This is a genomic window from Streptomyces sp. SID8352 (assembly GCF_009862265.1).
GTDB lineage: Bacteria > Actinomycetota > Actinomycetes > Streptomycetales > Streptomycetaceae > Streptomyces.
The window spans coordinates 60289-84846 of the sequence record NZ_WWGX01000027.1 but is presented as its reverse complement, the minus strand read 5'-3'; the positions used below and the strand labels follow the sequence as shown (position 1 = coordinate 84846).

Sequence of the window (24558 nt, the reverse complement as noted above, 5' to 3'; positions counted from 1 at the left end):
GGACGCTCCGGCGCGCTCAGCTCTCGCGCTTCTCCTTGATCTTCGCGGCCTTGCCGCGCAGCTCGCGCAGGTAGTAGAGCTTGGCGCGGCGGACGTCACCGCGGGTGACCAGCTCGATCTTCTCGACGATCGGGGTGTGCACCGGGAAGGTGCGCTCGACGCCGACGGAGAAGGAGACCTTGCGGACCGTGAAGGTCTCACGGACGCCGGAGCCCTGGCGGCGGATCACGACGCCCTTGAACTGCTGCACACGGGAGCGGTTGCCCTCGATGACGCGGACGTGCACGTTGACGGTGTCGCCGGGGCGGAAGGCCGGGACGTCGCTGCGCAGCGACGCGGCGTCGACGGTGTCGAGCAGGTGGGACATGTCTTCTGCTTTCCTCGCTGATGCCACGGGTCATCAACGGAAACTAGTCATACGGTCGGATGTGCTGTGCGGATCGGGGCGGACGTCGTCTCCCCCCGTGGCAGGGGCGCACGCCGGACCGGCACACAACAGCGGCCTATTCTTCCACGCCGTCGGTCCTGCGCCAAAATCGGCCGTAGGGCTCCCCGTCCGGGTCGGGGCTCCAGCCCAGGATCGAGAGCATCTCGCGGTCCTTCTTGTCGAGCGTGCCGGGGGCGCAGCGCTCGATCAGGTCGGGCCGGTTGGCGGTGGTGCGGCGCAGGGTCTCGTCGCGGCGCCAGCGGGCGATCCTGCCGTGGTGGCCGCTGAGCAGCACCTCGGGGATGTCCCGGTCGCGCCACACGGGCGGCTTGGTGTAGACGGGCCCCTCCAAGAGGCCGGCCATGGCGCCGGGGGCGAAGGAGTCGTCCCGGTGGGACTCGGCGTTGCCGAGGACGCCGGGCAGCAGCCGGGCCACGGCCTCGGTGATGACCAGGACGGCCGCCTCGCCGCCGGCGAGGACGTAGTCGCCGATGGAGACCTCGTACACGGGCATCCGGGTGGCGTACTCGTCGACGACCCGGCGGTCGATGCCCTCGTAGCGGGCCGGGGTGAAGATCAGCCAGGGGTGCCCGGAGAGGTGGAGGGCGAGTTCCTGGGTGAAGGGGCGCCCGCTGGGGGTGGGGACGACGAGGGCGGGTCCGCCGGTGCCCGTCTCGTAGCCGTCGGCGAGGACGGTGTCGAGGGCCTCGCCCCAGGGCCCGGTCTTCATGACCATGCCGGGGCCGCCGCCGTACGGGGTGTCGTCGACGGTGTTGTGCCGGTCGTGGGTCCATGCGCGCAGGTCGTGCACCCGGACGTCGAGCCGGCCGCGGGCGCGGGCCTTGCCGACGAGGGAGACGTTCAGCGGTTCGAGGTACTCGGGGAAGATCGTGACGACGTCGAGCCGCATTACGCCCGCGCCTCCGACCCACCCGGCGTCCCGGCCCCGCCCGGCTCCCCCGGACCCTCCGGTCCGTCCGGACCCTCCGGCGCGTCCGCCGCCGCCCGCTCCCCCGGTCCCCCCGGTGCCCGCGCGGAGGCGATCTCGGCGCGGTCGTCGATCAGGCCGGGCGGCGGGTCGATGACGGCGCGCTGGGCCTCGAGGTCGATGGCGGTGACGATCTCGGAGACGAACGGCACGTAGACCTCGCTGCCGTCGGGCCGCTCCACCACGAAGAGGTCCTGGGAGGGCAGGTGGGAGATCTCGGTGATCCGGCCGACCTCGGTGCCGTCCGCGGTCACCACGTCGAGGTCCATGAGCTGGTGGTCGTAGTACTCGTCCTCGTCCTCGGGCCGCTCGTCGGGGTCGACGTCGGCGATGAGGAGGATGTTGCGCAGCGCCTCGGCGCCGGTGCGGTCGTGGACGCCCGCGAAGCGCAGCAGGAGCCGGCCGCTGTGCACCCGGCCGGTCTCGATGGTCAGCGGCCCGGCGGAGGCGGGGTCGGTGGCCAGGACGGCGCCGGGGCCGAGCCGCAGCTCCGGTTCGTCGGTGCGGACCTCGACGGTCACCTCGCCCCTGATGCCGTGGGCACGGCCGATGCGCGCTACTACCAGCTGCACTGTGCTTGCTCTCCTGTCGTACGACTGCGGGCCGGGGACGGCCCTGTGGCCCTCCCCGGCCCGAGCCGGTGCTGCGGTGCGAAGCGTCAGCGGACGTGGTCCACGTCGACGAGGTCGACCCGGATGCCGCGTCCGCCGATCGCACCCACGACGGTGCGCAGAGCGCGTGCGGTGCGGCCGTTGCGGCCGATCACCTTGCCGAGGTCGTCCGGGTGGACCCGGACCTCCAGCACACGCCCGCGGCGCAGGTTGCGCGAGGCGACCTGCACATCGTCGGGGTTGTCGACGATGCCTTTCACGAGGTGCTCCAGAGCCTCCTCAAGCACGCTCAGGCCTCGGTCGACTCAGACGCGGCGGACTCGGCGGCGGCCTCGTCCTTCTTGTCGGCCTTCTTCTTCTGGGTGATGGCCTCGCCCTTGCCGTCGGCGTCGCCGCCGAGCGCCTCGAAGGACGGACGGGCCGGCTTCTCGGCGCGCTGGAGCAGCGGCGCGGGGGCGGGCTCGCCCTTGAACTTCTGCCAGTCGCCGGTCTTCTTCAGGATGGCGAGGACGGGCTCGGTGGGCTGGGCGCCGACACGGAGCCAGTACGCCACGCGGTCCGCGTCGACCTCCATCACCGACGGGTTGTACGTCGGGTGGTACTTGCCGATCTCCTCGATGGCCCGGCCGTCACGGCGGGTACGGGAGTCGGCGACGACGATGCGGTAGTGGGGCGAACGGATCTTGCCCAGACGCTTCAGCTTGATCTTGACTGCCACGGGAGTGGATTCTCCTGGTTTGACGTGATTGGGCACGGCGGATGGGCCGCGTGGGGTTGCGGTACCCGAGTGCCCGACGGACGCGTCAGCCGGAGGAGAGAGGGGTCCTGTGCGACTGTCGAGTACAGCTAGCCATTGTGCCACACCCGAAGGGTCGCCCCGGCCGGGGCTCCGGGCAGGGGGAAGCGGCACCCGGGGGCCGCTTCGGGCCTTCCGGGCGCCGCTCGGGCCGGAGACACCGCGATCCGGCTGCCACGAGCAGCCGGATCGTCAGCCCACCCCGGCGCCGACCACCTCCGGGATGCGGAACGGCTTGCCGCACCCGCCGCACACGATGGGCGCCTGGGCGAGGACCGACGGGACGACCCGCACGTTGCGGCCACAGTCGCAGACCGCCTTCACCCGGACCCCGCCGCCGGAGGAGCCGTGGCGGGCGGCCGGACCGCGGAAGCTGCGGGCCGAGTCGGCCGCGGTGGCCGCGGAGTGGGCCTTGAGCGCGCGCTGGAGGCGCTCGATCGTCGGGCGGTAGCGGCGCTTCGCTTCGGAACTGAGGGTGACCAGCGAGAAGCCGCTGCTGGGATGCGGCTCCTCGGGATGGTCCAGGCCCAGCTCCTCGGCGATCGCGAGGAAGCGTCGGTTGTGGTAGCGGCCGGCGCGGGAGGTGTCACGCACTCCGCGGGCGGCGGCGATGCCGTGGACTGCCTCATGGAGCAGTCGTTCGAAGGAGAGTTCGTGCCCGCAGGCGGACGACGACTCCCCGATCAGGGACTCGGGGGCGGCAAGATCGGGCAGCTCGGTGTGGTGCCGCTGAATGTCGGCCCACGCCTGCGCCAGCTCTGCGGCGAGTACAGGTGGTGTCGTGCTCACGTAATGACAACGAGCCGGGGTGCCCCTGTGTTCCTATTCCGGGCATCCCAAATAATTTACCCGTACCCGTCAGTTACCCATGTTGGGTCACGACGCGGGCGGGTGCGCTGATCTGCGGAGAAGCGGCGCAGCTCGTGGCAAGCCGGTGCGTATCGAGACGTAGGCGCCGGTGCGTCCCACCCGTTCGCACGCCGGGGCGCGAAGTACGCCGGGGGCGCAAGGGGGCTTTCGGCCACACGCCGGCCGGATCCGCGCACCGGGCCCGGCCGGTTCCGGGGCCCGCCGCCGGCCGGCCGGTGACGGCCTCCCGCCCGTGGGACGATGCGGCTGCGGAAACGGTTCCTGCGACGTTACCCGGTGCGCCCCCGGTGTCCGGCACCGGGTCCTCCCCGTATTTCCGGAAAGAGGGATTCCGCCTCGACCGCGGGGCGCCGGACGGTGCCTCCAGGGCGGCCGGGTGCGGCCGGGGCCGGTTCCGCCGCCGTTCCCCCGGCGCAGCGCCGTCGTCCCGGCGCAGCGCCGTCGTCCCGGCGCAGCGCCGTCGTCCCGGCGCAGCGCCGTCGTCCCGGTGGAGCGCCGTCGTCCCGGCCCTTCCTCTAAGGTGATCCACCGTCCCGGGCAGGACACATCCGCACACAGGAGCCGCCGTGCCGCACCACCCGACCGCGCCGCGACGCGCCGCGCCCGCCGCCCTCGCCATGGCCCTGGCCCTGGCCCTGAGCGCCTGCGGCGGCGGGGACGACGGCGCGCGGGGCACCGGCGACGCGCGGGTGTCGGCCCAGGAGGCCCCGCCCCCGGCCTCCGGGGGCCGCCCGGCCCAGGGCGAGAGCGTGACCGGCGCCGTCGTCGAGGCGCCTGGGCGGGTCGCCTACCAGGTCCTGGCCCAGCGGGTCGAGGTGAGCGCCCCGGCCGCCGCGGCGGAGGCGGTGGCCGATCCCGCCGACGCCCGGGGCAGGGTGCTCGCGGTGGCGTACGTCCGCTACACCCACCGTTCCGGGCCGCCGCTCACCGGCGTCGCCGCGGTGCGGGACACCACCGCCGTGTTCGCCGACGGGGTGCGCGGCGGCCTCCTCGCCGGTGCCCCCGAATCCGCCCCGGGCTGCGAGGACCCCTACGGGGTGACGGGCTGGGGACGGGGCGAGAGCCATGTCTTCTGCGCGGCGTACCTCGTCCCGGCGGACGCCGGGAGCATCGAGGTCCACTGGTCGGACGAGGGCGGGAGCCCCTTCGTCTGGACCTTCCCGCAGGGCTGAGCCGGGGTCCCGGCCGGGCCGGGGATCGTGGGCACGGGGGTGCGCGCGGGCCCCGGCACGACCACCCGGCCACCCCCGCCGACCCCGCCGACGGCGGTCTCCGCCACCGGGACGCCGGTCACTCCCCCGGGTCCTCCTTCGCGAGCCGGGGCACCCCGGCGATCCGGTAGGCGTCCGCCTCGTCCAGCGTCTCGTCGGCCAGCAGCGCCTCGGCCAGCGCGTCGAGGCGGGCGCGGTGCTCGCGCAGCTTGCGCACGGCCTCCGCGTAGCACTCGTCGACCACCCGGCGCATCTCGCCGTCGATGGCGTCGAGGGTGGCCGGGGCCGCCGCCAGCCCGTACGCCTGCTGGGCGTCGCCGGGGAGGGCGGAGAGCCTGCCGACCCGCGCGCTCATGCCCCAGCGGCCGACCATGCCGCGGGCGATGCCGGTGACCTGCTCCAGATCGCTCTCCGAGCCGGTGGTGATCACGTCGTACACCACGTGCTCCGCGGCCATCCCGCCGAGGGCGCCGATGATCCGGCCGCGCAGGTACTCCTCCGTGTACGCGTACTTGTCGGCGTCCGGTGTGGAGAGCGTCACGCCGAGCGCCCGGCCGCGCGGCACGATGGTGATCTTGCGGACGGGGTCGGCGCCCGGCTGGAGCATGCCGAGCAGGGCGTGGCCGCTCTCGTGGTAGGCGGTGCGCCTGCGCTCCTCCAGCGGCATCACCAGCGGCCGTTCGGCGCCGAGCTGCACCTTCTCCAGGGCCTCGGACAGGTCGCCCTGGGTCACCCGGTCCTGATTCCGCTTGACCGCGAGGAGGGCGGCCTCGTTGGCGAGGTTGGCCAGTTCGGCGCCGGTCATGCCCGGGGTGGTGCGGGCGACCTGGGCGAGGTCGACGTCGGGGGCGAGGGGGATCTCGCGGGTGTGGATGGCGAGGATGGCCTCCCGGCCGTCGCGGTCCGGGGGCGAGACGGTGACGACCCGGTCGAAGCGGCCGGGGCGGGTCAGCGCGGGGTCCAGGATGTCGGCGCGGTTGGTGGCGGCGATGACCACGACGCCCTCCGAGCCGGAGAAGCCGTCCATCTCGGTGAGGATCTGGTTGAGGGTCTGTTCGCGCTCGTCGTGGCCGCCCATGCCGGAGCCGCCGCCGCGGGCCCGGCCGATGGTGTCGATCTCGTCGATGAAGATGATCGACGGCGCCACCTTGCGGGCCTCGGCGAACAGCTCCCGCACCCGGGAGGCGCCCACGCCCACGATCATCTCGATGAACTCGGAGGCGGAGGCCGAGAAGAACGGCACTCCCGCCTCCCCGGCGACGGCACGGGCCAGCAGGGTCTTGCCGGTGCCGGGCGGGCCGGTGAGCAGGACGCCCCGGGGCATCTTGGCGCCCATGCGGCGGTAGGCGTCGGGGTTCTTCAGGAAGTCGACGACGTCGTTCAGCTCGCCCTCGACCTCGTCGATCCCGGCCACGTCGGCGAAGGTGGTGCGCGGTTTCCCCGGCTCCAGCTCGACCGGCCTGGGCGGGGCCTTGCGGCCGAGCATGCCGCCCGCTCCGCCTCCCATGGCACGGCTCATCCGCCGGGCGATGAAGATCCACAGGACGACCAGGAGCAGCATCGGGGCCAGCGAGATCAGCAGGTTGGAGAGGAAGCTGCGGTGCTGGACGACGGGTTCGGCCGTGACGGTGACGCGGTGCCGGGTCAGCTCCTCCCAGAGCCGGTCGTCGGCGAAGGTCGGCCGCTCGGTCCGGAACTTGGTGTAGGTGCCGTCGCCGCCGGGCCGGTCCCGGGCCTTCTTGAGCTGGCCCTGGATGGCGTCGCCCTTGGCGTAGATCCGGCTGACGTTGCCCTCGTCGACCTGCTTGCTGAACTCCGTGTAGGAGATGGTCGGTTCGCCGCCCTCATTGAAGAAGGAGAGGACGAGGTTGGCGAGCAGGTAGACGGCCAGGGCGGCGATGACCAGGCTCCACCAGCCGCCGCGCATCCGCCGTCCGCCGCCGGGCGGGGGCTTCGGCGGTTCGTCGGGCGTGCCCTCGGTGCGCCAGGGCGGCTCGGCGGCCTTGCGCGGCGGGGAGGGGTTGGTCATATCCGGACGGTACGACAGGAAAGACCCACCGGCATGCGCGTGGACGCCCCGGGGGCGGCTCCAGGCCCGCCGCCTTCCCGGGAAGCCCGGACGCGGCGGGTCCGCCCTCCCGGGAAGCCCGGACCACCGCGCCCCCTGACGGCGGGGCCCGCTCCCGTTCACCGCGTACGCCCCTGGGGGCGCCCCCCGCGGAGAAGGGGCGCCCCCAGGGGCGTACGGAGTGCGGACGACGGCGGGTGAACCGTCAGCCCATGAACTTCTTGAACTCGTCCGGCAGCTCGAAGTCCTGGCCGCCCTGCTGCGGCAGGCCGAGCGCACCGCCGGACTGGGCGGCGGCGGCGCGGCGGGCGGCCTCCTCCTGCTCCTGCTGCTTGCGCTTCATCGGGTTGCCGGAGCGCTGCTTGCCCTTGGCCTTCTTGGGCTGCTTCTTCGTCCTGCCCGGACCGCCGCCCATGCCCGGCATCCCCGGCATCCCGGGCATGCCGCCGCCCTGGGCCATCCGGGACATCATCTTGCGGGCCTCGAAGAACCGCTCGACCAGCGACTTCACGGCGCTGACCTCGACGCCGGAGCCCTTGGCGATACGGGCGCGGCGGGAGCCGTTGATGATCGTCGGGTCCTGGCGCTCGCCCGGGGTCATCGACTTGATGATCGCGGCGGTGCGGTCGACGTCCCGCTCGTCGAGGTTGCTGATCTGGTCCTTGATCTGGCCCATGCCGGGCAGCATGCCGAGCAGCTTGGAGATGCTGCCCATCTTCCTGACCTGCTCCATCTGGGCCAGGAAGTCGTCCAGGGTGAAGTCCTGGCCCTTCTTGGACGCCAGCTTGGAGGCCATCTTCTCGGCCTCTTCCTGGCTGAACGTCTTCTCCGCCTGCTCGATCAGGGTGAGCAGGTCGCCCATGTCGAGGATGCGGGAGGCCATCCGGTCCGGGTGGAAGGCGTCGAAGTCGTCGAGCTTCTCGCCGTTGGAGGCGAACATGATCGGCTTGCCGGTGACCGAGGCGATCGACAGGGCGGCACCGCCGCGGGCGTCGCCGTCGAGCTTGGAGAGCACCACGCCGTCGAAGCCGACGCCGTCGCGGAAGGCCTCGGCGGTGTTGACGGCGTCCTGGCCGATCATGGCGTCGACGACGAAGAGGATCTCGTCGGGGCGGACCGCGTCGCGGATGTCGGCGGCCTGCCGCATCAGCTCCTGGTCGATGCCGAGGCGGCCGGCGGTGTCGACGATGACGATGTCGTGGACCCGGGACTTCGCGAACTCGACGGAGTCCTCGGCGACCTTCACCGGGTCGCCCACGCCGTTGCCCGGCTCGGGGGCGTAGACGGCGACGCCGGCGCGCTCGGCGACGACGCTGAGCTGGTTGACGGCGTTGGGGCGCTGGAGGTCGCAGGCGACCAGCAGCGGGGAGTGGCCCTGGTCCTTGAGCCACTTGCCGAGCTTGCCCGCGAGGGTGGTCTTGCCCGCGCCCTGGAGGCCCGCGAGCATGATCACGGTGGGGGGCTGCTTGGCGAAGCGCAGCCGTCGGGTCTCGCCGCCGAGGATGCCGGTCAGCTCGTCATTGACGATCTTGACGAACTGCTGGGCGGGGTTGAGGGCCTTGGAGACCTCCGAGCCCAGCGCCCTCTCCTTGACGCTCCGGATGAAGGTGCGGACGACCGGCAGGGCCACGTCCGCTTCCAGGAGGGCGACCCGGATGTCGCGCGCCGTGGCGTCGATGTCCGCTTCGGACAGCCGTCCCTTGCCACGCAGGTTCTTGAACGTCGCTGAGAGGCGGTCGGAAAGAGTATCGAACACGGCGGCGTCGGTCCTCGGAGTCGGGGGCGTTCTGGGCTGCCCTCCAGGGTATCCGTCCCGGCGAGCAAATCCTCCCCGCCCGGTGACCCCGGTGGCCGCCGGGGCCCGCGGCCGGCGCCGCGGGCGCCCCGCCGGCCCCGCCGCCGCCCGGGAGCACGGGCCCCGGGCGGAGGCCGGGTCAGCCGCCGGCCGGTCTGCCCGCCGGTTCCGGCGCGGGGGCCGCGGCCGTCACCGGGGCGGTGGGCCGGGCCCCGGGACGGACGGCGGGACGGGCCGCAGGAGTGTCCGCGCCCTCGAAGTCATAGGCGTCCTCGGCGTGTTCGGCCCGGTCGAGACCCGTGGCCTCGGTCTCCGCCGGGACCCGCATCCCGATGGTGCGGTCCAGCAGCAGGGCGAGGGCGGCGGAGGCCGCCAGGGAGTAGGCGAGGACGCCCAGGACCCCGGCGCACTGCTTCCAGAGCTGCCCGGCCCCGCCGCCGTGGAGGAGCCCGGTGGCGGCGGACTGCCCCTCGCCGGTGGCCAGCAGGCCGACGAGCAGGGAGCCGACGATCCCGCCGACGAGATGGACGCCGACCACGTCGAGGGAGTCGTCGTAGCCGAAACGGTGCTTGAGGCCGACGGCCATGGCGCACAGCACCCCGGCGGCGGCGCCGACGGCGAGCGCGCCGAGCGGGGAGACCGCGCCCCCCGCCGGGGTGATCGCCACGAGCCCGGCGACGGCACCGGAGGCGGCGCCGAGGCTGGTGCAGGCGCCGTGGCGGATCCGGTCGTGGGCGAGCCAGGCCAGCATGGCGGCGCCGGTGGCGACCTGGGTGTTGACGGTCATCAGGGCGCCGACGCCGTCGTCGTTGCCGAGCCCCGACCCGGCGTTGAAGCCGAACCAGCCGAACCAGAGCAGGCCGGTGCCCAGCATGACCAGCGGGAGGCTGTGCGGGCGGGCGGACCGCGCGGGGAACCCGGCCCGGCGGCCGACGACGAGGACCACGGCGAGCGCGGCGGCCCCGGCGTTGATGTGCACGGCGGTGCCTCCGGCGAAGTCGATCACGCCGAGTTCGCGGGCCCAGCCCCCGGCCCCCCAGACCCAGTGGGCGACGGGGAAGTACACGGCGGTGGCCCACAGGGCGACGAAGAGGGTCCAGGCCCCGAACCGGACCCGGTCCGCGAGGGCGCCGCTGATCAGGGCGGGGGTGAGGACGGCGAACATGAGCTGGAAGACGAGGAAGGCGAGGACGGGCACGTTCCCCCCGTCCCACAGCTCCCCCGGGGCGATGCCGGAGAGGCCGAGCCACTCGGGGTTCCAGCCGATCAGGGACCCGGTGTCGGGGCCGAAGGCCAGGGAGAAGCCGTAGAGCACCCACAGCACGCTGACGACGCCGAGGCCGACGAAGTTCATCATCAGCATGTTCAGCGTGCTCCTGGCGCGGACCATGCCCCCGTAGAAGAGGGCCAGGGCCGGGGTCATGAGCATCACCAGGGCGGAGCAGAGGAGCAGGAACCCGGTGTTGGCGGCGGAGAGCCGCGGTTCCGCGGCGAACAGGGCGGCTGAGGTCATCGGCGTCTCCTCGTCGTCGGTACGGCCCCCGGGGCGGGCCCCGGCGAGGGGGCGGTGGGGCCGCTACGGGACGAGCGTGACGCGGCCCGGTTTCCGTCCGCGGCTCCGGGTGTTTCCCGCCGGTGACGGGTGCGGCGCCCGTGTTTCGCCCCGGTGAACACACGGGGACGGCCGCGGGCGGAGGGCGGCCGGGGACGGGGGCGGCCCTGGACCGGGACGGCGGACGGGGCGGGGCCGGGGCCGCGGGGGCGCGGCGCCGACCGGGTGCGGACGGGGAACCGGCCGCGGCGGCCTCCGAGTGACCTGGCATGGGGGAGCCGAGTCGGGCTGTTCCGGGAGGTCCGGCCGCGGCCGGGGCTGGTGGGGTCAGACCGCTTCGGCGGTCTCCGGCAGTTCGACGGCGAGCCGCTCGGTGAGGTCGACGACCTCGCCCAGGTCGCCGAAGTCGCGTGCGGCGGTGTCGACGGTCTTGCGGATGCGGGTGGTGACGCGTTCGGAGCGGACCTTCTTGGCGATCCGCAGGGCCTCGGTGGCCAGGGCGGCGCTCTCCTCGGGCTCCCGGCGCAGCAGGTGCACCGTGGCCATGCCGATCAGGTTGAGCGCGTACGAGCGCTGGTGCTCCTCGTCCCGGGAGAACAGGTCGACGGCGCGCCGCATCAGGGGCTCGGCCAGGGAGGCGTAGGCGGGGCTGCGGCCGGCGACGTAGGCGAGGTCGCGGAAGGAGTGGCTGTTCTCGCCGTGCAGTTCGGCCTCGGAGAAGAAGCGGATCCAGTCGGGCTCGGGCTCGAAGGCGTCGTCGGCGTCGGCGAAGGTGTCCTCCGCCATGCGCACGGCGCGCTTGCAGCGGCCGGGGCGGCCCATGTTGGCGTAGGCGCGGGCCTCCATGGCGTAGAGCATCGCCTGGGTGCGGGGCCCGGCGCAGTCGCGGCTGCCGTACTGGGCGAGGTGGATCAGCTCCAGGGCGTCGTCGGGCCGCCCGAGGTGGATCATCTGGCGGCTCATGCTGGAGAGGATGTACGAGCCGAGCGGCCGGTCCCCCGCCTCCTTGGCGGCGTGCAGGGCGAGCACGAAGTACTTCTGCGCGGTGGGCTGGAGCCCCACGTCGTACGACATCCAGCCTGCCAGCTCGGCCAGCTCGGCGGCGACCTTGAACAGCTTGGCGCGGGTGGTCCCGCTGTGCGGTTCCTGGAGCAGGTCGGTCACCTCGTGGAGCTGGCCGACGACGGCCTTGCGGCGCAGTCCGCCGCCGCACTGGGCGTCCCAGCGGCGGAACATCACAGCGGTGGACTCCAGCAGCTCCAGCTCGGGGCCGGAGAGCCGGCCGCGGGAGCGGGAGGCGGGCGCGGGGTCGGGCTCGGCCGGCGCGGGCGGCGAGGGGACCAGCCAGCGCTGCATGGGCTCGATGAGGCCGGGTCCGGCGGACAGGGCCAGCGAGGAGCCGAGGAAGCCGCGCCGGGCCAGCATGAGGTCGCTGCGGGAGAACTCGCTGAGCAGGGCGACGGTCTGCGGCCCCGTCCAGGGCAGGTCGACGCCGGTGGCGGAGGGGACGGGGCGGGAGGCGCGCAGACCGAGGTCCTCGACGGAGACCACGACGCCGAAGCGCTCGGAGAACAGCTCGGAGAGGATGCCGGGGATGGGCTCGCGCGGGTTCTCCCCGTCGAGCCAGCGGCGCACGCGGGAGGTGTCGGTGGAGATGTGGTTGGCGCCGAGCCCGCGGGCCCGGCGGTTGACCTGGCGGGCCAGCTCGCCCTTGGACCAGCCGCTGCGCGCGAACCAGGAGGTGAGCAGCTCGTTGGGGCGCTTCCCGGAGGGCGCGGCGCTGCCCGCGCCCGTACCGCTTCCGCCGTTGCCGCTCACTGGAACGCCCCCATCCCTGAGACCACCTGTACGCCGAGTGCGCCAAGCCTTACCAGAATGCCGGTGGCGGTGACCGTTCGTCCGGTGTGTGTCACCCCCCGAACGGAATGTCGGGTTGCCCGCGGCATACGCCTACCTGCATGTGCCCCGAGGCATCATGCACACAAAGTAATCCTACGATCACCCGTCCGGCCATGGCGAACTCCGAAACGCCACCATTCGCCACCCCTTCGAATGAACTCCCGCCGACCTCCACGCGATTGACTTGACAGTGATCAACCCGCGAGCGGTGCACGGATGCACATCGGGGCGCACACCACGGCGCACACACCCGGTGGAGCTTCAACGCGCTGCCTGAACCGCACCGCACCGGGGAGGTAGGAACAGAGCGTCACATGTGACGTCTGCTGCGTAACCGCCGGTACGCCGGACCCGTTGGAGGGGGCATGGGCTTCACGATCGGCAGCATCGGCAGTGGGCGGGGCATCCGCGATCTCCGGTCCGGCACCCGCCGGCGGGGGCGCGCGGTGACCCCCGAGTGCACGGCGGTGGCGGAGTTCACCGGGCTGTGGGGCTGGGACGTGGTGCCGGGCGCGCGGGCCGCCGGCGGCCGGTGCTCCTGCGGCCGGGCCGACTGCGCCGAGCCGGGCGCCCATCCGCTGGTCTTCGCGCCGGAGATCCCCGCGGGGGCGACGCTGGACGAGGCGTGCGCGGCCTGGACCCGGTTCCCGGGGGCAGCGGTGATGCTGCCGGTGGGGCGGGCCTTCGACGTGATCGAGGTGGCGGAGGCCGCCGGGCGCCGGGCGCTGACGCGGCTGGAGCGGCTGGGTGTGCCGCTGGGCCCGGTGGTGGTCACCCCGCAGGGCCGCGCCCAGTTCTTCGTCGCCCCGGGCTCCGCCGACGGGCTGCCCCGGCTGCTCTACCGGATGGGCTGGGACGACCGGGCCGCCCTCGACCTGCACGGGCTGGGCCCCGGGAGCTGGATCACCGCCCCGCCGTCCGACCGCGGCGGCCGGGGCCCCGCCCGCTGGCTGCGCCCGCCGTCCCTGGACTCCGCGGCCCGTCCCCCGGCGGCCCCGCTGCTGCTCGGCGCCCTGGCCTACGTGGCCCACCGCTCCCGGGCCTGAACGGCGGAGCGCCCGCCCCCCGGTGGGGGCGGGCGCTCCGGGACGGATGGGGTCAGTCGCCGATGAGGGCGTCGACGAAGGCCTCCGGTTCGAACGGGGCCAGGTCGTCCGGGCCCTCTCCCAGCCCGATCAGCTTGACCGGCACGCCCAGCTCGCGCTGGACGGCGATCACGATGCCGCCCTTGGCGGTGCCGTCCAGCTTGGTGAGGACGATGCCGGTGATGTTGACGACCTCGGCGAAGACCCGGGCCTGGATCAGACCGTTCTGGCCGGTGGTGGCGTCGAGCACGAGGAGCACCTCGTCCAGCGGGGCCTGCTTCTCCACGACCCGCTTGACCTTGCCCAGCTCGTCCATGAGCCCGGTCTTGGTGTGCAGGCGCCCGGCGGTGTCGATGAGCACGACGTCGGCGCCGGTCTCCTTGCCCTCCTTGACCGCGTCGAAGGCGACGGAGGCCGGGTCGCCGCCCTCGGGACCGCGCACGATGTGGGCGCCGACCCGCTCGCCCCAGGTCTGGAGCTGGTCGGCGGCGGCGGCACGGAAGGTGTCGGCGGCACCGAGGACCACCGCGCGGCCGTCCGCGACCAGGACCCGGGCCAGCTTGCCCGTGGTGGTGGTCTTGCCGGTGCCGTTGACGCCGACGACCATCACGACGCCGGGGCGGCTGCCGCCCGGTTCGGTCTTCACCTCCCGGTCCATGGCGGGGTCGACCAGCGTGAGCAGCTCCTCGCGCAGCAGGCCGCGCAGCTCGGCGGGGGTGCGGGTGCCCAGCACCCGGACCCGCTCGCGCAGCCGCTCGACCAGTTCCTGGGTCGGCTGCACGCCGACGTCGGCGATGAGCAGCGTCTCCTCGACCTCCTCCCAGGTGTCCTCGTCGAGGTGCTCGCGGGAGAGCAGGGTCAGCAGGCCCTTGCCGAGCGCGTTCTGCGAACGGGAGAGGCGGGCACGGAGCCGGACCAGACGGCCGGCGGTGGGCTCGGGAACCTCGACCGGAGGGACCTCGAGCTCTTCGACGACGGGCGGCTCCTCGACGGTGGCGGGGGCGCCGCCGCCGTCCGGGAGGTCGACCTCCTCTATCGTCCGGCGCGGTTCGTCGCGGGGCTTCTCGGCCTCGTCGCCGACGTGCGGCTCGGCCGGAGGGGCGGTGATGTCGGGCGTCGAGGGCGGCGGAGGCAACTGCTTCCTGCGGCGGCTGCCCACCACCAGCCCGCCGAGCGCGCCGATCACCACCACGGCGATGACTACAGCAAGGATGACGATGTCCATAACTCGTCCAGTATCAGCCATGGCCTTCCGGCACGACCCCTTCGCGGTGCCTCCCGGGAGCGGCGGGGCACCGGGACGGCGCCGCGCACCGGCGCGGCACGGGGGCCGGGACCGCCCCCGCGGCCGTCCGGCCCCTGCGGGCGGGCCCCGGCGGGCGGGCCCCGCGCGCGGGCCCGGCCGCGCGGTCCGCCGCCGTCAGCCCATCTCCTCCAGGGCCTTGCCCTTCGTCTCCTTGACGAACTTCAGGACGAACGGGATGGAGAGCGCCGCGAAGCAGGTGTAGATCACGTACGTGCCGGACAGGTTCCAGTCGGCCAGCGACGGGAAGCTCGCGGTGATGGCCCAGTTGGCGATCCACTGCGCCGAGGCGGCCACGCCCAGTGCGGCGGCGCGGATGCGGTTGGGGAACATCTCGCCGAGGAAGACCCAGACCACGACGCCCCAGGAGAGGGCGAAGAAGAGCACGAACCAGTGGGCGGCGACCAGCGCGACCCAGCCCTGGGTGGCCGGGAGCTTTCCGTCGACCAGGTCGTAGGAGAAGGCCCAGGCCTCCATGGAGAGGCCGATCACCATGCCGACCGAGCCGATCAGGGCGAGCGGCTTGCGGCCGATGCGGTCCACGAAGATCATCGCGATCACGGTGCCGATGATGTTGATGATCGAGGTGGTGAACGAGTAGAAGAAGGAGTCCGTCGGGTCGATGCCGACCGACTGCCACAGCGTCGACGAGTAGTAGAACGCCACGTTGATGCCGACGAGCTGCTGGAAGGCGGAGAGGCCGATGCCGACCCAGACGATCGGCTTGAAGAAGTGGTTCCCGCCGCGCAGGTCCTTGAAGCTCGACTTCTCCTCGCGCCGCATGGCGTGCTCGATCTCCGCGATCCGGGCGTCGAAGTCGATGTGCTCGCCCTCTACCTCGGCGAGGATCCTCCGGGCCCGCTCCCGCTTGCCGACGGAGACCAGGAAGCGGGGCGACTCGGGGATGGCGAAGGACAGCAGCCCGTACAGGACGGCCGGGACGACCATCACCCCGAGCATGACCTGCCAGGCCTCCAGCCCCATCAGCCGGCCGCGCTGGTCGCCCCCGGCGGCGTTCAGCAGACCCCAGTTGACGAGCTGCGACACGGCGATGCCGACGACGATCGCGGCCTGCTGGAAGGAGCCGAGCCGGCCCCGGTAGGCGGGCGGCGAGACCTCCGCGATGTAGGCGGGGCCGATCACCGAGGCCATGCCGATGGCGAAGCCGCCGATGATCCGCCACATGGCGAGGTCCCACAGCGCGAAGGGCAGGGCCGAGCCGACGGCGCTCGCGGTGAAGAGCACCGCGGCGATCTGCATGCAGCGGATGCGGCCGATGCGGTCCGCGATCCGCCCGGCGGTGGCGGCGCCGACCGCGCAGCCGATCAGCGCGATGGCGATGACCTGGGCCAGCAGGGCGGAGCCCACGTCGTAGCGGTCCCGGACGGCCTCGACCGCGCCGTTGATGACGGAGCTGTCGTAGCCGAAGAGGAAGCCGCCCATCGCGGCCGCCGCCGCGATGAAGATGACGTGCCCGAGGTGGTCGGGATGGGCCGTCCGGGCGGCTGGACCGGGTGTCTGAGGCGCGTTGGCCACGTGTACTCCTCCGACTGCCGGCAACGCTGCCGGACGGTCCGTCCTCCCGGAACCCGAAAGGACATTCCGGACAAAAACAACGTTGCAGAGACTATGCCTTCACATTCCGAAGTCAAAAGGACGAAGGCCCTCCAGTTTTCTGCGTCGAGACGCCTCACCACTCCTGTCCCGACTTCCGGAACTCATGTCGGGACCCGGGGACGGAGCACCCCGGACGGGGCCCGGAGGCGGGGCGCTCCGGACGGAACGGCCGTCGCGCCCGACGGATGAACTCCCGCCCCACGGGCCCCGGACACCCGCCCCACGGGCCTGGGGCACCCGCCCCGCCCGCACCCGGCCGCGGAGTGCCCCGGGCGGGTCACCGGCGGCCCCGGCGGCCGGTCCGGAACCGGCCCCGGTCGCGGACGGTCCCGGCACCGTCGGTCCCGGCCCGGCCAGGGCCTGTCCGACCAGTGCCCTCGTCGCCCGTGGGGCGGTGGGGCCGCCGCGCGCGTCAGGTGCGTGCTCCCGGCTCGCCGGCCCCGGGACTTCGTACCGGACGTACTCGGGGCTGGGGTCGGTGCGGCGGGAGTGCGGGCACGGCCTCGTGGGGCGGACGGGAACGGTCGGACGGGCTCAGCGGAGCCGCTGGCTGATGACCTTCGAGACGCCGTCGCCCTGCATGGACACGCCGTAGAGCGCGTCGGCGACCTCCATCGTCCGCTTCTGGTGCGTGATCACGATGAGCTGGGAGACCTCCTGGAGCTCCCGCATGATCAGGATCAGCCGCTGGAGGTTGGTGTCGTCGAGCGCCGCCTCCACCTCGTCCATGACGTAGAAGGGGCTGGGCCGCGCCTTGAAGATGGCCACCAGCAGGGCCACGGCGGTCAGCGACCGCTCGCCGCCGGAGAGCAGCGACAGCCGCTTGACCTTCTTGCCCGGCGGCCGGGCCTCGACGTCCACGCCCGTGGCGAGCATGTCGCCGGGGTCGGTCAGCACCAGCCGTCCCTCGCCGCCGGGGAAGAGGCGGCCGAAGACGCCCTCGAACTCCCGGGCCGTGTCCCGGAAGGCGTCCGCGAAGACCTGCTCGACCCGCTCGTCGACCTCCTTGACGACCTGGAGCAGGTCGGCGCGGGTCTTCCGCAGGTCCTCCAGTTGCTCGCCGAGGAACTGGTGGCGCTCCTCCAGCGCCGCGAACTCCTCCAGGGCCAGCGGGTTGACCTTGCCGAGCTGCTGATGGGCCCGCTCGGCCGCCCTCAGCCGCCGCTCCTGCTCGTCCCGCACGAAGGGCCGGGGCAGGTCGCGGAGGCCCTCCGGACCGTCCGGGAGCCGCTCCCCCTCGGCGGGGGGCGAGGGGGGCACCGGCCGGTGCGGCCCGTACTCGGCCACCAGCGCCCCCGGTTCGACGCCCAGCTCCTCCAGCGCCCTCGTCTCCAGCTGCTCGATGCGCAGCCGCTTCTCGGCGCCGAGCACCTCGCCGCGGTGGACCGAGTCCGTCAGGGTGTCGAGCCGCGCCGTGAGATCGCGCGCGGCGGCCCGGGCGGTGGCCAGTTCGCCCTCGCACGCGGTCCGGGCCGTCTCCGCGGCGGTGCGCTCCGTCCCGGCGCGGACCAGGGAGACCTCGATGTGCGCCAGCAGTTGCCGGGCGCCGGAGGCGACGGCCCCGGCGACCGCGGCCTCGTGGCGCAGCCGGGCCCGGCGCCGCTCGGCGCGGGCGCGGGCCTCGCGCTCCGCGCGGGCGGCGCGGTCGAGGGAGTCGGCGCGCCCGGCGAGCGCCTTGACCCGCTCCTCGTGGGTACGGGCCTGGAGGCGGGCCTCCATCTCGGTCTGGCGGGCGTTGGCGCCGTCGGCGGCGAGCCGGTCGCGGACGGCGGTGTCGGGCTCCTCCTCCACCGGCATCTCCTCGGCCGCGACGAGCCGCTCCTCCAGTTCCCCGGCCTCCGCCAGGGCGGTGTCCAGCGCCTCCTGGGCCCGTTCGGCCGCGGCGGCGGACCGCTCGGCCTCCCCGGCCGCGCCGCGCGCCTGCCCGGAGAGCCGCCCGAGGCGCTGGGCGACGGCGGACTTCTCCCGGTCGGCGGTGCGGCGCCGCTCCCCCAGTTCCTCGACGAGCCCGGCGGCCCCGGCGCGCTCCCCGGCGGCCGTGTCCTGGGCGGTGGCCAGTTCCCGGCAGCGCACGTCGAGTTCGACCAGTTCGGCGGCGGCCTCGTCGACGGAGGCCCGCACCTCCAGCAGACTGGGCGCCCCGGCGGAGCCGCCGTGGGCGAAGTGGGCGCCGAGCAGGTCGCCCTCGGCGGTGACGGCGGCCAGCGCGGGGCGGGCGCGGACCAGTTCCTCGGCGTCCTCCAGGGTGCCGACGACGACGATCCCGCGCAGCAGGCGCCGTACGGCGGGCATCAGGTCGGCCGGGGCGCGCACCAGGTCGGCGGCGTACCGGGCCCCGGCGGGCGGGGGCGGGGCGGTGTCGGCGGGGTCGTCGGGGCCGCCGGCGAGGAGCAGGGCGGCGCGGCCGGCGTCCTGCTTGCGCAGCAGCCGCAGGGCGTCGGCGGCGGCAGCGGTGGAGGTGACGGCGAGGGCGTCGGCGGCGGCGCCGAAGGCGGCGGCGAGGGCGGTCTCGTGACCGGGCGCCACGGTGAGGAGCCCGGCGGCGGGGCCGAGCACGCCGCCGATCCGGTCCCGGGCGGCGAGCAGTGCCCCGGTGCCGTCCTTGCGGCGCAGCCCGAGGGCGAGGGCGTCGTGCCGGGCGCGGGTGGCGGCGCGGGCGCGCTCGGCGGCGGTGGCGGCCTCCCGGGCGGCGGCGAGGGCGGTCTCCGCCGAGGCGAGCCGCTGCCGGGCGGCCTCGTGCCGGGCGGCCAGGTCACGGTCGTCGGCGTCGAGGGCGTCGACCTCGGCGCGCAGCGTCTCGTACTCCTCCTGGGCGGCGGCGGCCCGTTCCCGGGACTCGTCGCGGGCGGCGGCGAGGCGTTCGATCTCGGCCTGGGCGGCGGCGGCGCGCGAGCGGGCGGCGGCGGCCCTGCCGCTGAGCCGGGCGAGTCCCTCGCGGCGGTCGGCGAGGGCGCGGGCGGCGTCCTTGAGGCGGCGTTCCTCGTGGGCGAGGGCGCGTTCGAGGTCGGCGCGGTGGGCGACGGTGTCCTCCAGGGCGCGTTCGGCGGCCTCCAGGGCGGCCTCGAGTTCCGCCTCCTGCTCGCGGACGCGGGCGGCCTCGCGTTCGAGTTCCCCGGGGTCGCGGCCGGTGCGCTCCTCGGGGGGCGCGGAGGTGGCGCTGCGCACCCGGGCGTCGGCGAGGGAGACGGTGCCGCGCACCCGCTCGGCCAGTTGGGAGAGTTCGTACCAGGTCTGCTGGGCGCGCTGGAGGCGGGGGGCGAGGCGGCGCGCCTCGCCCTCCAGGTCGGCCTCCCGGCGCAGGGCGGCGGCGAGGTCGCGTTCGGCGGCCTCCTTGCGTTCCCTGAGCGCGGCCTCGTCGGCGATCTCGCCGCTCAGGGCCTCGCGCAGCCGGACGAGGTCGTCGGCGAGCAGGCGCAACCGGGCGTCGCGCAGATCGGCCTGGATGACGGCGGCTCGGCGGGCGACGGCCGCCTGGCGGCCCAGGGGTTTGAGCTGGCGCCGGAGTTCGTCGGTGAGGTCCTGGACACGGGCGAGGTTGGCCCGCATGGCGTCGAGTTTGCGGAGCGCCTTCTCCTTGCGCTTGCGGTGCTTGAGGACGCCGGCGGCCTCCTCGATGAAGGCGCGGCGGCCGGTGGGGTCGGCGTGCAGGACGGAGTCCAGGCGGCCCTGGCCGACGATGACGTGCATCTCGCGGCCGATGCCGGAGTCGGAGAGGAGTTCCTGGATGTCGAGCAGGCGGCAGGTGTCGCCGTTGATCCGGTACTCGCTGCCGCCGTTGCGGAACATGGTCCGCGTGATGGTGACCTCGGCGTACTCGATGGGGAGGGCGCCGTCGGCGTTGTCGATGGTGAGCGACACCTCGGCCCGGCCGAGCGGCGGGCGGCCGGTGGTGCCGGCGAAGATGACGTCCTCCATCTTGCCGCCGCGCAGGGTCTTGGCGCCCTGCTCGCCCATGACCCAGCTCAGCGCGTCGACGACGTTGGACTTGCCCGAGCCGTTGGGCCCGACCACGCAGGTGATGCCGGGTTCGAAGCGGAGCGTCGTCGCGGAGGCGAACGATTTGAAGCCGCGCAGGGTCAGGGCCTTCAGGTGCACGCCGCCGGACTCTACCGTCCGCAGGTGTCTCACTCCATGAACCGGTGAACGGCCGCGGTTTCGCCGGTGAACGCGGGGGGCACATCACGGTGAGGAGAGGGAGGGACGACACGGGGGCGGAGGGCCGTCGGGCCGGGGCGCCGAGGACGGGCGGGAAGAAGAGAAGGGACGCCGGGGCGTCCCTTGCGACTCCGGCGGTTCAGCGACCGGGAGGTGAGTCCCGCCGCTGCCGCCGTCGTGGAGCGGTGCGGATGATGCGGTGATCAGGTGAGCGCAGGCTCCGCCTGGTGTGCGTCAACGCTCTCCATGATCCTGTCGTGAGAAGCGGCAGCCGCGAGTGCGTCGTTCTCCGCCTGGATGCGGACGAGTTCCGATTCCAGGTCCTGGACGCGCTGCTGGAGCCGTCGCATCTCGGCGAGGAGTCGCGGGTCGGAGCCGCCGACGTAACCGAGAAGCGCCTTTGCCATGATGGATGGTCCTCCACAATGAGTGACCGACCGAAGCGGTGTGGGTCGTGAGGGATCGCACCCGCGGTGCTTGGCACTCTGGAGTTCTTGCGTGTTCTTGCCGGCCTTCGACCATGCCAAACAGCGGAGGTGCGCGGGGCTTTCAGCGTCTCACCAAAAAGTTTGACGGTCAACACGATCACGCCCCGCACGGGCGTCCGCCCGGGGGACGCGCGGCTCCGGCGCGGCGCTGCGGCGGCGCTTCGGGGGCCCGGGGGGCGTGGCGGTCGTTCCGTGCCGCGGAGCCTGTCACGGTGCGGCGTTCTTGGCAACCACCTGCCCGTTCTCCCTCCGGGCGGCCCGGCGGCGGTCCGTCGTCCGAAGGCCGCCGCCGGGCCGCGGTCAGCGGATGGCGAAGCCCTCGTAGCCGCCCCGGGGTGTGTCCCAGATCTCGGTGACGCCGTCCACACGGCCGGGCGTGTCGTCCCCGTGCAGCCACTCCAGCAGTGCCTCGCAGCGCTCCCGGGGACCCTCCGCGACCACCTGGACCCGCCCGTCGGCCACATTGAGAGCAAAGCCACTCAGGCCCCCGAGCTCCAGCGCCCTGGCCCGCGTGAACCAGCGGAATCCCACGCCCTGCACCTGTCCGCGCACCCACGCGACCAGTCGTACGTCCTCGTTCATGAGTGCAACCTAGCCAACCGGTGCCACTCGGGGCACTTCCTCCCCTTGCGTCATGGGGTACCGTCCCGACCAGTGAACTCTTGAGCAAACTCACTCGATGGTGTGAAGTTCGCAAGGGTGATCGTCGCCATGGTGAACGTGGGGTCGCGGGGACGCGCACGGACGCCGGCACGAGGAAGGCCAGGACAGAGGAAGGCCAGACATGGGACGCCACCGCCGCTCCGACGCCGGCCGTGCCGGAGGGGGCCGCCCCGGGGAGGCCGGGCAGCCGGACGGCACCGCCCCCGAGGGCCGCGCGCCGCGCTCCCCGGAACCGGTGGAGCACCCTCCCGCCATGGGCTCCGCGCCCTACCCGGACCCCGACGCCTACGCCGAGGCCCGTGCCCGGAGCGACGCCTACCTGTACGCCTCCGGCGAGCCGGACGGGGACGGCGGCGCCGGGTCCGGCCACGCGGGACGGGCCCCGGAGGGGGCCGCGGCCTCCCCGGGCCGGGGCTCCGGGGACGCGGAGCGGAGCCGCCGCAGGCGTCTGGTCACCCCCGTCCGCACCGGGCTGCTCGGGATCACCGCCGCCGTCGCCCTCGGCACCGTCGCGGTGGCCACGGGCGCGGTGCCCGGCCTGGACAGCTACACCCTCGGCGGCAGCGGCTCCGGCGGCGAGCGCGCGCGGTCCGCCGGGGCACCGACCAATTCCCCCGCCGGTCAGGGCGGCACCTCCGGCACCGTCGACGAGGGCGCCCCCGGCGGCGGCACCGGCCGGGGCACCGGCAGGGGCACCGCGCCCTCCACCGGCTCCACCGCCCCCTCCGCGCCCGGGACGGCCCCGTCGGCACCGGCGTCGGCGTCCCCGTCGCCCTCCGCCTCCGCTTCCCCCTCCGCGCCGTCGTCGGCGGCCCCGGAGCGCGCAGCACCGTCCCGGACGCCCTCCCGCGCCGCCGCACCCGGCGAGGACCGGCCGGACACCGGGGCGCCGGACACCGCCGCGCCCGGGTCCGCCGCGCCGGCGCCCGCCCGCCCGCGCGCCCTCCCGCGGACGCCCGCGCCCAGCGCCCCCGCCGCCGCGCCCGATCCGGCGGTCGCCGCCGCCGAGGTCGTCGCCCTCGTCAACGAGGAGCGGGGCCGGGCCGGGTGCAGCCCCCTCGCCTCCAGCAGCGCGCTGCGGGAACTCGCCGAGGCGTTCAGCCGGGCCATGGCCGCGCAGGACTTCTTCGACCACACCGACCCCGCCGGGGCCACCCCATGGGACCGCGCCGAGGCCGCCGGGATATCCGGTCTGGGCGCCGAGAACATCGCCCGCGGCCAGTCCGGCGCCCGGTCCGTCATGGACGCCTGGATGGACAGCCCCGGCCACCGGGCCAACATCCTGAACTGCGACTTCACGACCCTGGGCGTGGGCGTCCACTTCGGCGCCGGCGGTCCCTGGTGGACCCAGGAGTTCGGATACTGAGACGGCCCCGGGCCGGGACCATCGGACCCGCCGGAACCACCGGAACCACCAGGACCCGCCGGGGTGCGATGGCCGGGGCCCTCCGCGCCGACGGCCGGAAAGGGTGTCCTGCGCGGACGCCCCCGGATCCCTACGCTGGAGGCATGTCGACCTCGCGGCCGGAGCCTCCGTACGACGTGTTCTCCCGGGAGTGCCCCTCGCGCGCCGCCCTGGAGCACGTGACCGGGCGCTGGGGCGCGCTGACGCTCGGCGCGCTGGCCGGGGGTTCACTGCGCTTCAACGAGCTGCGCCGCCGGGTCGGCGGGGTCAGCGAGAAGATGCTGTCGCAGACGCTGCACGCCCTGGAGCGCGACGGCCTGGTGCACCGCGAGGCGCGGCTCACCAATCCGCCCCGCGTCGACTACGAGCTGACGCCGCCGGGCCGCGAGGTCGCCGCCCGGCTGACGGCGCTCTTCGCGTGCCTGGAGGAGGGTATGGACGGGGTGCTGGCATCCCGCGAGCGCCACGACGCCCGGCGGGCCGCGGAAGCGCGTCCCTAGGATCCCTCGGTGGGCCGCCGGGGCAGGCTGCCCTCGCAGGTGACGCCCACTCTCACCGCACGCCTCCGGCGCGGGACGTGCACGCCACGCGCCCGCCCCATCGGGTGAGGATCGACCGTCCCACGCCGTCCGGCCACGTGCTCCCGCAACGCCCGGCCGATCTCCGTCGACAGCGCTGAGCCGGTGCTGGGCCGTGCCCACCACCGGCTCAGTCATGCCCGCAGCGCAGCGGGAAAGCGCCGACGCCTCAGCATCCCGCCCTTCGTCGGGCGATGTCCGCGAGGGTCGCCCAGTCACGGTCCGACCAGCCTGCCGCGAGCGCTTCCAGGAGGGCGTCCCTCACCACACTGCCGGTGGGCAGGGCCACGTCCCGGTGGTGTGCGGCCGACAGGGCGAGGTTCACGTCCTTGAGCCCGAGTCGCGTCGTGAACCCGGCGGGCTCATAGCGGCGTTCGGCCATGAGCCCGCCGTACGTGCTGTACACCGGGCCGGGGAAGAGCGTGCTGCTGATCAACTCGACGAATGCGGCGGCGTCGACACCGTACGACTCGACCAGTGACGTCGCCTCCGCGGTCGTCTCGATCGCGGAGGCCAGCAGGAAGTTGACCGCGATCTTGACGACGTTGGCCCGCGCCGGGTCGTCACCGAGTTCCCAGATCCTCCCGGCCAGTGGTGCGAGCGCCGGCCGGGCCAGGGCCCGTGCTTCGGGGGCGCCGGCGGTCAGCACGTTCAGCTTTCCGGCCGCCGCCACCTCGGCCCTGCCCAGTACGGGGGCCGCCACGTATCCGACGCCGTGCTGCGCGTGCCGCTGTGCCGCCTCCGTGGCGAAACCCGCCGAGACAGTCGCCATGTTCACGTGCACCCGGCAGCCGGCGTCCTTCAGGACGCCGCCGTCCAGGACGAGCGACCGAACGGTCGCGTCGTCGGGCAGCACGCTGATGACGGTGGGCTGCGCGAAGACCTCCGCGAGGTCCGCGGCGGCCTCCGCCCCCTCCTCGCACAGTGCGTCGACGGCCGGCCGGGACCTGTTCCACACCACCACCCGGTGCCCGGCCTCCAGCAGCCTCCGCGCCATCGGGCGGCCCATGGTGCCCAACCCGATGAACCCGATCGCGTCCATCGCTC

The 24558-nt window shown here is 74.2% G+C and carries 20 protein-coding genes; 4 read left to right on the top strand and 16 right to left on the bottom strand.

What is annotated here, in order from left to right; genetic code table 11:
• Positions 1–16: 16 nt before the first annotated feature.
• The 6 genes from rplS to GTY84_RS08685 form a co-directional block, all read right to left on the bottom strand.
• The gene (rplS, locus tag GTY84_RS08710) at positions 17–367 is read right to left on the bottom strand and encodes a 50S ribosomal protein L19 (protein ID WP_161225563.1); all 351 of its coding nucleotides are present in this window, start codon (positions 365–367) and stop codon (positions 17–19) included.
• A gap of 136 nt (positions 368–503) precedes the next feature.
• Positions 504–1337 (bottom strand): tRNA (guanosine(37)-N1)-methyltransferase TrmD, encoded by an 834-nt coding sequence (gene trmD / locus GTY84_RS08705; RefSeq protein WP_161225562.1) that lies wholly within the window; start codon positions 1335–1337, stop codon positions 504–506.
• Positions 1337–1987 carry a ribosome maturation factor RimM gene (gene rimM, locus GTY84_RS08700; RefSeq protein WP_161225561.1) on the bottom strand — a complete coding sequence of 217 codons (651 nt, stop codon included), beginning with the start codon at positions 1985–1987 and terminating at the stop codon, positions 1337–1339. Before rimM ends, trmD begins: the two co-directional genes overlap by 1 nt.
• 86 nt (positions 1988–2073) lie before the next feature.
• Complete coding sequence (locus tag GTY84_RS08695; protein ID WP_004924853.1) at positions 2074–2313, bottom strand: RNA-binding protein; 240 nt, start codon at positions 2311–2313, stop codon at positions 2074–2076.
• Between the two features lie 2 nt (positions 2314–2315).
• Positions 2316–2744: a 30S ribosomal protein S16 gene (gene rpsP, locus GTY84_RS08690; protein WP_161225560.1), complete on the bottom strand. Its 429-nt coding sequence runs from the start codon at positions 2742–2744 to the stop codon at positions 2316–2318.
• Positions 2745–3014: 270 nt separating this feature from the next.
• Complete coding sequence (locus GTY84_RS08685) at positions 3015–3611, bottom strand: hypothetical protein (RefSeq protein ID WP_161225559.1); 597 nt, start codon at positions 3609–3611, stop codon at positions 3015–3017.
• 647 nt (positions 3612–4258) lie between these two features.
• Here GTY84_RS08685 and GTY84_RS08680 point away from each other — a divergent pair.
• Positions 4259–4864 carry a hypothetical protein gene (locus GTY84_RS08680; RefSeq protein ID WP_161225558.1) on the top strand — a complete coding sequence of 202 codons (606 nt, stop codon included), beginning with the start codon at positions 4259–4261 and terminating at the stop codon, positions 4862–4864.
• A 118-nt stretch (positions 4865–4982) separates the two neighbouring features.
• On the opposite strand, the gene ftsH is transcribed toward GTY84_RS08680, so the two are convergent.
• The 4 genes from ftsH to GTY84_RS08660 form a co-directional block, all read right to left on the bottom strand.
• Positions 4983–6932 (bottom strand): ATP-dependent zinc metalloprotease FtsH, encoded by a 1950-nt coding sequence (ftsH, locus tag GTY84_RS08675; protein ID WP_161225557.1) that lies wholly within the window; start codon positions 6930–6932, stop codon positions 4983–4985.
• A gap of 244 nt (positions 6933–7176) precedes the next feature.
• Positions 7177–8727 carry a signal recognition particle protein gene (gene ffh, locus GTY84_RS08670; RefSeq protein ID WP_161225556.1) on the bottom strand — a complete coding sequence of 517 codons (1551 nt, stop codon included), beginning with the start codon at positions 8725–8727 and terminating at the stop codon, positions 7177–7179.
• Between the two features lie 178 nt (positions 8728–8905).
• Positions 8906–10279 carry an ammonium transporter gene (locus GTY84_RS08665; RefSeq protein WP_161225555.1) on the bottom strand — a complete coding sequence of 458 codons (1374 nt, stop codon included), beginning with the start codon at positions 10277–10279 and terminating at the stop codon, positions 8906–8908.
• Positions 10280–10645: 366 nt separating this feature from the next.
• Positions 10646–12136, bottom strand: coding sequence for a hypothetical protein (locus tag GTY84_RS08660; protein WP_161225554.1), 1491 nt, complete (start codon positions 12134–12136; stop codon positions 10646–10648).
• 446 nt (positions 12137–12582) lie between these two features.
• Here GTY84_RS08660 and GTY84_RS08655 point away from each other — a divergent pair, with 446 nt between their 5' ends.
• Positions 12583–13263 carry a bifunctional DNA primase/polymerase gene (locus GTY84_RS08655; RefSeq protein ID WP_161225553.1) on the top strand — a complete coding sequence of 227 codons (681 nt, stop codon included), beginning with the start codon at positions 12583–12585 and terminating at the stop codon, positions 13261–13263.
• 52 nt (positions 13264–13315) lie between these two features.
• On the opposite strand, the gene ftsY is transcribed toward GTY84_RS08655, so the two are convergent.
• The 5 genes from ftsY to GTY84_RS08630 all read right to left on the bottom strand — a co-directional run bounded on the left by ftsY (position 13316) and on the right by GTY84_RS08630 (position 21447).
• Positions 13316–14527 carry a signal recognition particle-docking protein FtsY gene (gene ftsY / locus GTY84_RS08650; protein WP_161225552.1) on the bottom strand — a complete coding sequence of 404 codons (1212 nt, stop codon included), beginning with the start codon at positions 14525–14527 and terminating at the stop codon, positions 13316–13318.
• 195 nt (positions 14528–14722) lie between these two features.
• A complete protein-coding gene (locus GTY84_RS08645; RefSeq protein WP_161225551.1) occupies positions 14723–16141 on the bottom strand; it encodes a sugar porter family MFS transporter in 1419 nt (472 codons plus the stop codon).
• 615 nt (positions 16142–16756) lie between these two features.
• Positions 16757–20317: a chromosome segregation protein SMC gene (gene smc / locus GTY84_RS08640; protein WP_161225550.1), complete on the bottom strand. Its 3561-nt coding sequence runs from the start codon at positions 20315–20317 to the stop codon at positions 16757–16759.
• A 263-nt stretch (positions 20318–20580) separates the two neighbouring features.
• Positions 20581–20784: a hypothetical protein gene (locus tag GTY84_RS08635; RefSeq protein WP_029384211.1), complete on the bottom strand. Its 204-nt coding sequence runs from the start codon at positions 20782–20784 to the stop codon at positions 20581–20583.
• Between the two features lie 381 nt (positions 20785–21165).
• Entirely contained in the window at positions 21166–21447 is a 282-nt protein-coding gene (locus GTY84_RS08630) for an acylphosphatase (protein WP_161225549.1), read from the bottom strand.
• A gap of 202 nt (positions 21448–21649) precedes the next feature.
• Between GTY84_RS08630 and GTY84_RS08625 the strand changes: the two genes are divergently transcribed.
• On the top strand, positions 21650–22894 hold the full coding sequence (locus GTY84_RS08625; protein WP_161225548.1) for a CAP domain-containing protein: 1245 nt from the start codon (positions 21650–21652) through the stop codon (positions 22892–22894).
• Between the two features lie 143 nt (positions 22895–23037).
• Positions 23038–23433 (top strand): helix-turn-helix domain-containing protein, encoded by a 396-nt coding sequence (locus GTY84_RS08620; RefSeq protein ID WP_161225547.1) that lies wholly within the window; start codon positions 23038–23040, stop codon positions 23431–23433.
• Between the two features lie 247 nt (positions 23434–23680).
• Here GTY84_RS08620 and GTY84_RS08615 read toward each other — a convergent pair whose 3' ends face one another.
• A complete protein-coding gene (locus tag GTY84_RS08615) occupies positions 23681–24553 on the bottom strand; it encodes an NAD(P)-dependent oxidoreductase (protein WP_161225546.1) in 873 nt (290 codons plus the stop codon).
• Between the last annotated feature and the right edge of the window lie 5 nt (positions 24554–24558).